General features: G+C 51.0%; 12 protein-coding genes. 5 read left to right on the plus strand and 7 right to left on the minus strand.

What is annotated here, in order from left to right:
• Window positions 1–35: 35 nt before the first annotated feature.
• The 3 genes from queG (at window position 36) to folE (ending at window position 2977) form a co-directional block, all read left to right on the plus strand.
• Window positions 36–1883 carry a tRNA epoxyqueuosine(34) reductase QueG gene (gene queG, locus OHJ21_RS24450; RefSeq protein WP_486021398.1) on the plus strand — a complete coding sequence of 616 codons (1848 nt, stop codon included), beginning with the start codon at window positions 36–38 and terminating at the stop codon, window positions 1881–1883.
• A 141-nt stretch (window positions 1884–2024) separates the two neighbouring features.
• On the plus strand, window positions 2025–2261 hold the full coding sequence (locus OHJ21_RS24455) for a YneF family protein (protein ID WP_486021399.1): 237 nt from the start codon (window positions 2025–2027) through the stop codon (window positions 2259–2261).
• A gap of 122 nt (window positions 2262–2383) precedes the next feature.
• Entirely contained in the window at window positions 2384–2977 is a 594-nt protein-coding gene (gene folE, locus OHJ21_RS24460) for a GTP cyclohydrolase I FolE (protein WP_100540184.1), read from the plus strand.
• A 107-nt stretch (window positions 2978–3084) separates the two neighbouring features.
• Here the strand turns inward: folE and OHJ21_RS24465 are convergent, their stop codons facing one another.
• From OHJ21_RS24465 to OHJ21_RS24485, 5 genes are all read right to left on the minus strand, one after another.
• A complete protein-coding gene (locus tag OHJ21_RS24465) occupies window positions 3085–3357 on the minus strand; it encodes a hypothetical protein (RefSeq protein WP_100540185.1) in 273 nt (90 codons plus the stop codon).
• A 33-nt stretch (window positions 3358–3390) separates the two neighbouring features.
• Window positions 3391–4644, minus strand: coding sequence for a Tle-like phospholipase domain-containing protein (locus OHJ21_RS24470; RefSeq protein ID WP_486021400.1), 1254 nt, complete (start codon window positions 4642–4644; stop codon window positions 3391–3393).
• A gap of 68 nt (window positions 4645–4712) precedes the next feature.
• On the minus strand, window positions 4713–4991 hold the full coding sequence (locus OHJ21_RS24475; protein ID WP_076325901.1) for a hypothetical protein: 279 nt from the start codon (window positions 4989–4991) through the stop codon (window positions 4713–4715).
• 466 nt (window positions 4992–5457) lie between these two features.
• The gene (locus OHJ21_RS24480) at window positions 5458–6633 is read right to left on the minus strand and encodes a Fe-Mn family superoxide dismutase (protein ID WP_100540187.1); all 1176 of its coding nucleotides are present in this window, start codon (window positions 6631–6633) and stop codon (window positions 5458–5460) included.
• 161 nt (window positions 6634–6794) lie between these two features.
• Window positions 6795–7787, minus strand: a complete 993-nt coding sequence (locus OHJ21_RS24485; protein WP_100540188.1) for an alpha/beta fold hydrolase — start codon at window positions 7785–7787, stop codon at window positions 6795–6797.
• 220 nt (window positions 7788–8007) lie between these two features.
• On the opposite strand from OHJ21_RS24485, the gene OHJ21_RS24490 reads away from it, so the two are divergent.
• Window positions 8008–8748 (plus strand): IclR family transcriptional regulator, encoded by a 741-nt coding sequence (locus tag OHJ21_RS24490; RefSeq protein WP_071220874.1) that lies wholly within the window; start codon window positions 8008–8010, stop codon window positions 8746–8748.
• 173 nt (window positions 8749–8921) lie between these two features.
• Here OHJ21_RS24490 and OHJ21_RS24495 read toward each other — a convergent pair whose 3' ends face one another.
• Entirely contained in the window at window positions 8922–9077 is a 156-nt protein-coding gene (locus OHJ21_RS24495; RefSeq protein ID WP_165789747.1) for a hypothetical protein, read from the minus strand.
• Between the two features lie 183 nt (window positions 9078–9260).
• The gene (gene acnA / locus OHJ21_RS24500; RefSeq protein ID WP_486021401.1) at window positions 9261–11978 is read right to left on the minus strand and encodes an aconitate hydratase AcnA; all 2718 of its coding nucleotides are present in this window, start codon (window positions 11976–11978) and stop codon (window positions 9261–9263) included.
• Between the two features lie 314 nt (window positions 11979–12292).
• On the opposite strand from acnA, the gene OHJ21_RS24505 reads away from it, so the two are divergent.
• Complete coding sequence (locus OHJ21_RS24505; RefSeq protein ID WP_394058270.1) at window positions 12293–13315, plus strand: amidase domain-containing protein; 1023 nt, start codon at window positions 12293–12295, stop codon at window positions 13313–13315.
• The last annotated feature ends 19 nt before the right edge of the window (window positions 13316–13334 follow it).

A 13334-nucleotide genomic window follows, 5' to 3' on the forward strand; every position in this document is an offset into this window, starting at 1 on the left:
ACAGAACATCATCCCAGGAAAGGAGGCGCTGGAGAATGACCTACACACTCGGCTCGTACGCTCCTCCGCCTTCGGTATGGGAGGAGCTCAAGCAGGAGCTCAAGGCCGTTGCGCCTGAGCTTGGCATTGATGATATTGGCTTCGCTTCGGCGGAGCCGTTCGAATCCTTGAAGAGCATTTTGCAAAATCATCGGGATAAAGGGTATGAGTCGGGCTTTGAGGAGTCGGATCTGGATAAGCGGGTTACTCCGGCCCTTCCCGGTACGGAGCCGAAGTCCCTGATCGCCATTGCCATAACGTACCACTCGAAGATGGAGAACCCGCCCAAATCGGAGCCTGGCAAGTACAGGGGGATTATGGCGCGGTCCGCTTGGGGAAGGGATTATCATCATGTGCTCCGGGAGGCCATGAGCCGTCTGGAGGAATACATTAAAGAACGCGTGCCGGATGCGAAGCTTGAAAGCATGGTGGACACGGGCGCGCTTGTCGACCGGGCGGTTTCGCAGCGAGCCGGAATTGGCTTTAGCGCCAAGAACTGCGCCATCATCTCTCCGAAGTTCGGTTCCTGGATATTCCTCGGCGAAATGGTAACCAATATTCCGTTTCCGCCGGATACGCCGGTAACCGAGGACTGCGGGGAGTGCACCAAGTGTATTGACGCTTGCCCAACCGGCGCGCTTGTCGGTCCCGGGCAGCTGAATGCCCAGCGCTGCGTTTCTTTTCTAACCCAGACCAAAGGGTTTCTGGACGAAGAAGCCATGCGAAAGATCGGTAACCGGCTGTACGGCTGTGATACCTGTCAAATTGTTTGTCCGAAGAACCGGGGCAAGAATTGGACTCATCAAGAGGACTTCAAGCCCGATCCTGAAAAAGCCAAGCCGCTGCTCCTGCCCATCCTGGATATGAGCAACCGCGAATTCAAGGAAACGTTTGGAGATACGTCCGCGGCTTGGCGCGGACGAAAGCCGATTCAGCGCAATGCTGTCATCGCGCTTGGCAACTTTAAAGATAGTTCAGCTGTGCCGAAGCTAAGCGAGGTACTGCTGAAAGACCCGCGCCCGGAGCTGCGGGGAACCGCTGCATGGGCTCTGGGCCGTATTGGAGGCGAAGAAGCGTTGAACAACTTAGAGAAAAGCATGAAATCAGAAGGGGATTCCCAAGTACGAAATATGCTGCAGCAAGCCTTGAATAAACTGAAGTCTGAACCAAATGAGAATGAGTCATCTGCTGGAGCGCAAGCCGCCGCAGACGACAATAGCAACAAAGCGTCTGATTCTTCGAATGGGGGAACGAAAGCCCAGCCTGAAAGTCCTGTTATTCAGGGAGTTGAGCCGATGGCCATTCCTGAAGGAGGACCGGAAATTTTGTATTACGATGAAATTCAATCACCGATCGGACCTTTGACGGTCTGTGCAACGGAGAAGGGCCTTTGCCTGATTGAGTTTGGCAGCTTTTATGTGAAGGAAGCGGTCATCCAGCAGTGGTCGCGGACCTGGGCCGGTAATGGCGGTTATCAGCGCGATGAAGCAAGATTAGCTCCTATGACATCGCAGTTGAAACAGTACTTTTCCGGTGAGTTGAAGGAGTTTGACATAAAGCTGGATATGCGCGGAACGTCATTCCAATTGCAGGTATGGGAAGCTTTGAAATCCATCCCCTATGGAAATGTTTGTTCTTATAAGGATGTAGCCGAATCCATCGGTCGTCCGAAAGCCGTTCGGGCGGTAGGCGGTGCGAACAACAAAAACCCGGTGCCGATTGTGGTGCCGTGTCATCGGGTGATTGGTACTGACGGTACTTTGATCGGATATGCCGGCGGACCGGAGATCAAGCGCATCCTGCTGACCCTGGAAGGGGTTATGCCGGGACGGAATGGGCAATAAATGATCAAGGTGCATGATTAGGGCGGCTTGCTGCCATGTATCCGTTATTTTCATTTGCTGTGGCGAAAAGGACATGCTATGATAGGTTCGTGTATGCGCCATTAAATGGTAGATATTAGTATAGTAGAAGGTGGTCAAGTGATGGATATAGTCATTCCGATTATTACATTGATCGTGGGTCTGGTTGGCGGATTTTTCATCGGCGTATTTTATCTCCGCAAGCAATTGGAGAAGATGCAGAACGATCCGCAAATGCTGCAGAAGATGGCAAAACAAATGGGCTATAACATGAACAGCAAGCAAATGCAGCGCGCACAGCAAATGATGAAAAATCAGCCTATGCCGGGTAAAGGGCAAGGCCGTAAACGCAAACCATAATGAAAAAAGCCCGCTCCCGTCTAAATGAAATGACGGAGGGGCATTTCTATTTAAAAAGGCCGCTAACAGCGGCTATAAGTTAACCGTTTGCTTTTTCTATGGAACGAAAAGGGGGATGTACTGTGGCGGGTGTAAAGGATTATGTGAACAATAAAGTCGGCGCTAACCGAGAGCAGATCGAGTATCATGTAGAGCAAATATTGAAACTGATCGGTGAAGATCCCCAGCGTGAGGGGCTCCTTGAGACACCGGCCCGTGTGACACGGATGTATGAGGAGATCTTTGCGGGATACGAAGTGGATCCCAAGGATGTTCTCGGGGTTACCTTTGATGAGAATCATGAGGAATTGGTTATCGTGAAGGATATCGTATATTACAGCCAGTGCGAGCACCATATGGCGCCGTTTTTTGGGAAGGTCCATATCGGTTATGTTCCTAGCGGCAAAATCGCCGGCTTGAGCAAGCTGGCACGTCTGGTCGAGGCGGTTACCCGCCGTCTTCAGGTGCAGGAACGCATCACCTCGCAAATCGCGGATATTATGGTGGAGGCGCTGCAGCCAAACGGCGTGATGGTCGTTGTGGAAGGCGAGCATCTGTGCATGTGCGCGCGCGGTGTGAAGAAGCCGGGCAGCAAGACGGTCACGTCAGCTGTACGAGGTACCTTCCAAAGTGATTCGGCGCAGCGTTCGGAATTTCTGTCTTTGATTAAAGACTAAGCATGATCCAGAGGATCAAAAAAGGCTTCGCCCACGGAGGCGAAGCCTTTTTATGTGCTCAATAATGATTGTGAGCTCATATGATAATCGATAGGGGGAAGGGCTCCTCAAGAAGCGCCATCCACTTGTTTCATATATTGCACATACTGGATGAGTGCGTGTTTTTGCTCCTCAATATCCCGGATACGGCGGGACATCTCCATAAAGAAGGTTTCAATCTGATCGCGCAGCACATTGGCAGACTGTCCCTTCCAATCCTGCAGACGTGCGTACATGACCCGTGCTTCCTGTTCGTCGGCCCGAATGGCTGCCAGCAATCCTGTCAGCTCGCGTTCGGCTTGAAGCAAATCATCCAGCTCCAGCAGAATCTCTCGACTCATCTCCATCCCTCCCGGTAGCTTTTGTATTGATCTTTACCCGCTGTTGTCTGTCCGTTCAAATAAATCCGCCTTGAATTTAATGTATTGAACGATGTCGGTGGTATGCTGCAGATGCCATTGACTCATCGACATGATGGATGTATCCAGCTGCTGGACAATCGGCTGCAGACGTCTGCTGTGGCTGGAGAACATGTATTTGGAGAGACGCTGCCGGATTCCTTGGATTTCGGCATCACTTTGATGGGCGTGTGCTCTCCATTTCTCGGCTACGCTTCGCAGCTCGGCAGGGGTCACCTGAATGGTTCCGGAGGAGCCTCCGACGGAGCCGCCTAAACCTAAGCCTAAATGGCTCATCGGCCCACCCAGGCCGAACAAGAGACTGCCATGGGCAGGTATTCTGGGCGAATCAACGGCTTTGTCGGTAGCGCCGTCGTACAGAGGATTTGAGATGTAACCATCCTCGAATCGATAGCGGTCAAGCTGATGATAATTGGGGCCGCCCAGTGTATTATCAATTTTTTCCTTTATACTAAGCCCGTCATTGGCGTCTTTATAACTGGAGTCTATGTAATAGGTTGAACCGACGTGGCCATCGAAGCCGCCGAGCGCACCGCTGCCAATAATGTCGCCAGGATGGACGAAATTAGTGATTTGAGAGTCAAATTCCCCGTTCTCTGCCTTTCTTCTGGCTTCAGGGGAGAGGCTCCCGATGACCGAAGGAGCACTGAAGGTGACAGCCGACATGCCCGTATAGGCGGCAGCATATTGTGCATTGGCTCCCCCCAGGGAGTGCCCCGTGAGGGTGAAATCAACGCCCTTGTATTTCTCCTTCATTTCCAGCGCATAATCCTCGGCTTGATACAATTGGTTGGTTCCTAATATATCCGTTTTTTTATCGATTTTCCTCGATTGTTCACCGAACCAATCCGTGACATCGTTAATCCCCGTGGCTTCTTTGACTTTGTCTACATGGTCCGCCCAAGGTGGCCGAAATTCCGGAATCTTTCTTTTGATCTCTTCAATGCCAATATCCGCATCGGCTAAATAATCGGGGAGGGCATGGGATAAGTCTTCGCCTGCCTCGGTGCCCCGGTAAGCGATAACGGCCTGATTCGTTTCCTTGTTGTAGAAAGTTACCGCATCAAAACCTGATATGCTGTTGCTCTTATAGTCCTCAAGGACCTCCCATCCAGGCAAGTCCTCAACGGTATCTTCTTTTTTCAGATCGAGATAAGCCGCTTCTGACATCAATCGGTATGTCTCGTCATCCACTTGCGGTGAACTCAAATATACTCCCTCCTTAACATTCAGCAGGATCAGAACCTGTAGCTACAGCCAAAAGGCAGCACAACCCATCACTCACCCTTAATCGCTTTTCTGAGCTCCGGGTTCATCACGAAGTTGGATGTCTCGCCTGTGTTGAAATCAACGGATATTTTAAAGGTTTGTTCAGGATGATCTACGACAAACCCTTCGAGGTTGACTTTGTCCGCTACGATAGAAGGCATCATCTCTTCCTTGGTAATTTCTACATCCAAGTTGTATTTCTCTTTAAAATGCTGAACGGCTGTGGTTTTAGCCTTCGTTATGACCTCGTCCGAGCTGTCGTCTGTAGTGGCTTGGTTATTGTTCACTGGCTGGCATCCTCCAACTATTAAAATGATAAGCACAAAAGTAAAAATAAAAACACGTGATTGGAACTTACTCTTCACACTGACCCATCCCTTCAGTGGTGATGTTCTGCTCTTACAGGCGCGCTGAATCTTGCAGTCTTACATGGAGCCATCATTTCTCTTCGTTTCGCCTTAGGCAATGCAGAGACTGCTTATCAAGCTTACTGTCATATCATAATCCAGCATATGGGAGCGTTCAACCGAATAAATAACCAGATATGTGGTAAAAAAGACCTAACAATAGGCTCGGGTTACTCCTTAGCTTGAATAATCTTGTCCAATTCGGGGCTCATGACCAAGTGCCCGGTTCATGAGTCACCCCCTGAATATTGATAAACCCTCCTTAAACTCCATAAGGGAAGTAAGGAGGGCTATAGACATCATACCCAATATTAACCAATATGAAGCAGCCCAGCAAGGCTTTGAATTAAAAAGGCTTCCATTTCAGCTTACTGGCATGCTTGAAGCGCTCTGCAACCTCCGGCCAGTAGACCACGTTCCACCAATCCTTGATGTAGTCCTTGCGTTTACTTTGATGTTTAAGGTAGTAGGCATGTTCCCATACGTCCAGAGCCAGGAGAGGGACGACATCCCACTGGGAGAGATTCTGATGTTTCTCAGCCTGCAAAATTTCAAGTCGATGGCTGCGTGGACTCCAGACAAGGATCGCCCAGCCGCCCCCTTCCACTTTGTCTGCCGCCTCGCTAAAGTGCTTTTTAAAGCGATCGAAGCTTCCGAAATCCTTCTTGATCTGTTGGGCCAGCTCACCGCCAGGCTCGCCACCGCCCCTCGGGTTCATAATGTTCCAGAAGATCGTGTGCAGATAGTGGCCGGCACCATGAAAAGCCAGCTCGCGTTCCCAATGCTTCACCAGCTCGAAATCGCCGCTTTTTCGGGCCTCCTCCAATTTCTTCTCCGCCTTGTTCAGACCATCGACATAGCTTTGGTGATGGACGTCGTGATGAATCCGCATGGTTTTCTCGTCAATATGAGGCTCCAGTGCATTATAAGCGTAAGGCAGTGGAGGAAGGCGGTGCCCGCCAATCGGTACGGCCTTGCCGCTGTCTCCCATACCTTGAATGGACAATTCAGCCTCAGGGGGAGATGGGGGAGGGGAGGCGGCCTCGTGAAGCGTCATCGATTGCATCGGCATCTCTACATCCATGAATCTTTCCAGTGCTCCGGCGGAGTTGAGGGTCTCGAGCGTATTCAGGAAGTATTCGGACTCTCGAATCACATGATGCACGACCGTGCCGGCGAGCGGCACTTTCCGAATGGCCTCGCTATTCTCCTTCAATCCGTGGAGCTGGCGGATGAACTCTCTGGACTGCTCGCAGGAAGCGCGCAGCAGCTGCTCGACTTGGGTCAGTACTTGAGGCGAAGGAGGTCCGTCATAACGGAGAATGTGGCGCAAAAGTTCGTCTGCTGCTTTTTCCGTATCAGCGAACACCACCGCCCACTGATCCAGCATTTTGACATAGACCGGCTCCAGATCCGGCGCAATGGCTTTGATGAGTTCAGTATGCTTCCTTTCCTGATGTTTCCAATAGCGAATCTCTTCGAGTAATCGTACCGGGAGCTTCGCTCCGTAAATAAATAACATGTCCGTTCCCTCCAGTATCAGGTTCACTAAACACACTATATTCATATGGCGGCCTGTATTATGAGGGGGAAATAAAAATAACCCCGCTGCATCAAAGCAGCGGGGGAGATGGATCGTATGATGAATGGCTATTTTAATAGTGAGTGCATTTGTTAAAAATATTAGGATTCATCCGGAGTTTCCAGTTTGCCTAGAAAGGTGGATACTCTGCGCAGATATTCTTTAGGGTGCTCACGGAAGATGAGCTCATGATGCGCCTCCTCTACAATCCAGGAATCCGAATCCGTATGGGTTTGATTGGAAGCAATCTTCTCGGCGATCGGGTAAGGTGCCTTATCGTCTTTCGTTCCGTGGATGAACAAGGTCGGGAACGGATAATCGTGCTTCTTCACCTCATTGTAAGGGATCTGATCCAGACTTGTGCCGTTAAGCACCGGGAAGAGCAGCTCCAGAATCTCCAGGGAAGGATGGCGCGGGAGATTAATCTGGTTGTGAATATTGTGATAAAGCGTGTCCGGCTCCAATAAAAAGGCGCTGTCCAGAATCATGGCATCCACATCCTTGGTCTCAAGCCCTGCCTGCAGTGCGGTGCCAGCCCCCATGGAGAAGCCCCAGACGACAATTTGCTTCGCGCCGCGCTGCTTCACATGTTCAATGGCTCCAAGAAGCTGGCGTTTCTCCTCTTTGCCACCGGTCGCCACTTCCTTGCTGGTCTGGGAGGCAAAGCCGTAATCAAACATGAGCACATTAAAATTCATGTTGTGCGCGTAGTGGGCGATATCGTACATCGGTACCCAGGTTTCCTCCCGGTTGGCGCCGTAACCATGGCTGAGCACGATGGTTTTCGAAGAATTTTCGGCCGGTATATACCATCCATTTATATTTCGTTTGCCGTCAATGGAGTGGAACGTGACATTCTCGTAATTCATATCTTTAGCAAGCTTGGGATTGGAATAGAGCGGAGCAACCGTCGGATTCGACAAAACCCAAGCAATATAGGCATGAAGCGCAATAAAACAGAAAACGAGAAAAAAAACGACAGATAATAACAACGCTAATATAATATGCTTTAAACGAACCAAGCCGGTCGACAGCTCGGCCGGCGTGTCATTTAATTGGGAGAGTGGGGCGTTACTACCAGTCGTTGTGCTCATAAGTGGCCCCTCCTTACCATATAGTCTGGATATGTTTCGTTAACATGAAAGAGTTGAAATTATAATAATCGTATGCCCGGAAGCCTATAAAGTCAATGCAAATCCATAGATTGTAAGACAACTGTAAAGTCCCTGTCTCCATGGTTTACTTTTGAGAAGAATTCTCATATAATTCTTGTAACCAGGTTTCATAGAATGAAACAGGAAGGAGCTGGTCGGGATGGAAGACCGTAAATTAACGGTGCGTGCTGTAGAGCGGGCACTTGATATATTGATGTGTTTTACGAAAGACAGTGAACTTGCCCTCACAGAGATTTCTACCCTTATCGGATTACATAAAAGCACCGTCCATCGACTGCTAACAACGCTGGAAGACAAAGGATTCGTTGTGCGTAACAAAGAGACGGAGAAATATCGGCTCGGCTTGAAAATATGGGAGCTGTCCATGCATCTGTCCCAAAGCGACGACCCGGCGATTCGCCTTCTGCCCGCGATGGAAGCCTTACGGGATCGCCTTGGGGAAACGGTGAGTTTGTATTTAAGAGACGGTTCGGATCGTCTTCGGATTCAAGCGGTTCAGAGCAATCAGGGCATTCGGCGGGTCGCCCAGGTCGGAGTACGACTGCCGCTGTCCGTGGGCGCCTCCAGCAAGGTTCTGGTGGCCTTTGCGCCACCGGCCGATCAGGAGGAGCTGCTGAATGCGCCGGATTGGCCGGAATCTGTCGACCGCATCGTTTACCGGCAGCAGCTGGCCGAAATATTGGAGAAGGGATACGCGATCAGCATCGAAGAGCGCGAGCCTGGGGCTGCTGCGGTATCGGTACCGATCTTCGACCGGAATGGTCAAGTGGCGGCAGCACTGTCGATGTCAGGGCCAGTCACCCGCCTGTCAGCGGAAACGCTCCGCGAACATGCGCCCATCCTGATGGAGGCGGCACGGGAAATGGGAATGATGATATAATATTCATTCTATTGCCGGAGTGCGGACAGCATCACTATAAGTTATTGAATGACCGGGCGACTCCATGTGATACAGCTTTTTAGAATCAAAAAGGACCGTTCCCTACAATCTTGGCGATTGGGGAAACGGTCCTTTTGTCGTAGCGGCTCATCTATATAATAGGTAAGCATCATTTAGGTCAGCTTCATATTCTTTTCCTCTATTTTCTGATTGAGGATCTCATGAAAGGTGAGGGGTTTATCCTTCGATTCCTCTCTTTTGGGCGCAGCCACCGGCTGCGGCCGCTGGTATTGATAATGGAACGAAGCCATCGTATGTATTTTGATCATAGGTACCTTCCTCCTAGATATAGATTTCCGTTAATGTTTTTTACCAATTAACCTCCGTGGCACCATTCGAAACGGAATATCCAATATTCAGGAGGGAAGTACCAGATCATAACAAAAATCCCCATCATCACTAGTGGATGATGGGGATTTGTTCCTAAGGCTAAAGCGCCTGTAAGGAAGACCTTATTGGTTCGATGCGATCATTTGACGCAGTACCGTTTGGAGGATACCTCCATTATGGTAGTAGTCCACGTCCACCATGCTGTCGAGACGGGCGATGGCTTGGAACTCGAATTGGGTTCCGTCTTCGCGCGTAGCGACAACCGTCAATTCCTGGCCTGGCTTCACGTCGTTGCTGAGGCCTAGAATATCGAATGTCTCGCGGCCGTTCAGACCAAGGCTCTTCCAGCCATGACCTTCCTGGAATTGGAGCGGAAGAACGCCCATGCCCACAAGGTTGGAGCGGTGAATACGCTCGAAGCTTTCAGCCAGTACAGCTTTGACGCCGAGGAGATACGTACCTTTTGCCGCCCAGTCACGGGAGCTTCCTGTGCCGTATTCTTTACCTGCGATAACGACGAGGTTCTGTCCGCCTGCTTGATAATTCATTGAAGCATCATAGATGGACATCACTTCTTCCGTTGGCAGGTAAGTGGTTACGCCGCCTTCCGTACCTGGAGCTACCTGGTTACGGATCCGGATGTTAGCGAAGGTACCGCGCATCATGACTTCGTGGTTACCACGGCGGGAGCCGTAGGAGTTGAAGTCTTTGCGTTCCACGTTGCGGTCGCTCAGATATTTGCCGGCTGGGCTGTTCGTTGCAATGTTACCCGCTGGGGAGATGTGGTCCGTTGTAACGGAATCGCCCAAGAGAGCAAGCACGCGCGCTTCCTTGATGTCCTGGATGTCGTTCAGGCCGTTGGCGAGGCTTTCAAAGAATGGCGGGTTCTGGATGTAAGTGGATTGATCGTCCCACTCGTACAGCTCGCCTTCAGGAACAGGAATCTTGTTCCAACGCTCATTGGCGGTAAACACATTCTCGTACTTCTCACGGAAAGCATCAGGGCTAACGGCTTGACCGATTGCTTCGCGGATTTCCGCGCTCGTTGGCCAGATGTCTTTCAAATATACAGGCTCATTGTTCGGATCGTAGCCGATCGGCTCGTTCTGCAGGTCGATGTTGACTGTGCCTGCCAGGGCGTAAGCTACAACCAGCGGCGGCGAAGCCAGGTAGTTGGCTTTGACTTGAGCATGCACGCGGCCTTCGAAGTTACGGTTACCCGACAATACGGCAGCGACCGTCATGTCGTTGTCGGCAATCGCTTCGCTCACTTCATCCGGCAATGGACCGGAGTTACCGATACAAGTTGCACAGCCATAGCCTGCAACATAGAAGCCGAGAGCTTCAAGGTAGTGCAAGAGACCGGACTTCTCGAGGTAGTCGGTTACGACAAGGGAACCTGGAGTCAAGCTGGTCTTCACATAGCCGGGCTTTGTCAGGCCGCGTTCAACGGCTTTCTTTGCCAGGAGACCTGCGCCGAGCATAACGCTTGGGTTTGACGTGTTCGTACAGCTGGTGATGGCTGCGATAACAACAGCACCCGTTCCCATCTCACTGGTAGAGCCGTCTTTATGATTAACTTTAACGGTTTCTGCAATTTTCTCATCGCTGAGGCCGTATCCACCTTTGTCGATTGGCGTGCGGATGATATCGTTAAAGTTTTGTTTCATGTTGGTAAGCTCGATACGGTCCTGCGGACGCTTCGGACCAGCCAAGCTCGGTACAACCGAAGCGAGATCCAATTCGATCACATCGGAGAACTCAGGGTCCGGCGTATCTGCCGTACGGAACATGTTTTGCGCTTTATAGTAGCTCTCCACGAGTTCAACCTGCTCATCGGTGCGGCCCGTGTTGCGGAGATAAGCCAGCGTTTCACTATCAACCGGGAAGAAGCCGATGGTAGCGCCGTATTCCGGAGCCATGTTGGCCACCGTGGCGCGGTCAGCCAGGCTGATGTTAGCCAGGCCAGGTCCGTAGAATTCTACGAATTTGCCTACAACGCCTTTCTTGCGGAGAAGCTCGGTTACCGTGAGGGCAAGGTCAGTCGCAGTAGCGCCTTCTGCCAGGCTGCCTGTCAGCTTGAAGCCGATAACTTCAGGCGTTACAAAATACAGCGGTTGGCCAAGCATGCCGGCTTCCGCCTCGATACCGCCTACGCCCCAGCCCACAACGCCAAGACCGTTGATCATGGTTGTATGGGAGTCCGTACCTACGAGGGAATCAGGGAAAACAAGCGTTTCGCCGTCAACCGTCTTCGTAGCTGCTACGGAAGCAAGGTATTCCAGGTTAACCTGGTGAACGATACCCGTTCCCGGAGGAACTGCGCGGAAGTTGTTGAATGCCGTTTGAGCCCAGCGGAGGAAGCGGTAACGTTCTTCGTTTCGCTCAAATTCAAGCTTCATATTTGTTTCCAGAGCTTGGTCGGTACCAAAAGCGTCAACCATGACGGAGTGGTCAATAACGAGGTCAACCGGAACGAGAGGGTTGATCTGTTTAGGATCGCCGCCGGATTTTTTAACGGTGTCACGCATAGCTGCAAGGTCTACGACAACCGGAACGCCGGTGAAGTCCTGCAATACGATACGGGCAGGAATGAACGGAATTTCCTTGTTGTTGTCGCGTCCTTCATTCCACTTGGACAAGAGTTTTACATGATCTTCGGTAATTGCGCGTCCGTCGAACTGACGCACAGCTGCTTCCAGCAGTACCCGAATGGAGAAAGGAAGCTTGGATACACTGCCGTATCCTTGCTCTTCGAGCGCCTGCAGGCTGAAATAACGGTAACTTTTACCGCCCACCTCTAGGTTGCGGGAGATGGAGAATTGATCCTTTGCTGGCATTGATGAACCTCCTTAAGTCATTTCATAAATCGAATAAAAACAGTTTGAGTTAAATCCTGTGGTTTCACTAGATGAAACCTAATTTCATAAATTAACTACCTTAAGTATACCGTTTTCAACTCGCTGCGTAAAGCATTTTTTATAGAAGAAAAGTATTTCAAAAAGGTGAAAACAAGCCCGTTTTTTATCCGAATGCAGTCGCTGTAATCCCGGTGTTTCTGTATTCTCTTGACCGAAGTTCATAGCCTGAACATTTTCTTCATATAGTTGTGATAGGGAACAGCGTGAAAGGCAAGGTTAGAGGAGGAGAGTAGATGAACAGTCTGAAGCAAGCAGAGAAGCCTTGGAAGCAAGCTCTATATATTTACGTCAATCAATATAACCAAAATCGCGTGGACTATTCTTCAGGCCTGAAAGAGCAGATTGTAGCGGATCTGAATTTCCTGGTAGAGAGAGGAGAAAGGCAGTTTCGGCTGCAGTCGTGGTATGCGCAGCGGGAGGTTACGCCGCTAAAGAGCGAGACTCGTGCCCGCCTCCTGCGTATTCTGAGGGAAACGGAGGATGATGTGATCGCGGACGTGCGGCTCCACAGCGTATTTTATTATGAAAAAAGAGGGATGACGCACCGGGAAGATACGGTTTTTAGGGAGCGACTGACGCTGATCCGGGACGGGGATGCGTGGTTGATCGTTGGCATCGAACGTCTGCAGGATGAACGCCATCCCCTGCAAAGAACCGATGTTCCGGCAGCAGGCTCGGATGGGGCCGGAAGAGAGCCGTCCATTCCCTTTATGAACGGCCGCGTATACGCCGCCGGCAGCAGCCCGCGGTCCGGCCGTTACGAGCGTGAAGCCGCAGCTGCTTATGCCGACCGTTGGTGGGATTCCGGGAATCCGGAGTTTGAGGAATTTGACGTGGATTGCACGAATTATATCTCCCAGTGCCTCTTTGCAGGCAAAGCTCCAATCCACTATACTGGTAAAAGAGAAACGGGATGGTGGTACAAGGGATACGTAAACAAACGGGAATGGTGGAGCTACAGCTGGGCGGTATCGAACAGCTTTGCGCATTATTTGAACGCCAGTACCTCGGGGCTGCGGGCCGAGCAGGTGGAGCGTCCCGAGCAGCTGATGCTGGGGGATGTCATCGTGTACGACTGGGACGGTGACGGCGCGTTTCAGCACAGCACCATCGTCACGGCGTTTGACGCGGGCGGCATGCCGCTGGTTAATGCGCATACGGTGTCCAGCCGTCATCGCTATTGGGACTACCGGGATTCCTACGCTTGGAACGATAACACCGAATATCGGTTTTATCATATCCCCGATTATTTTTAAGATGACAGCATGTCATGCT

The sequence above is a fragment of the Virgibacillus sp. LDC1 genome (assembly GCF_025792345.1).
GTDB classification, from domain to species: Bacteria; Bacillota; Bacilli; order Paenibacillales; family Paenibacillaceae; genus Paenibacillus_AQ; species Paenibacillus_AQ lautus.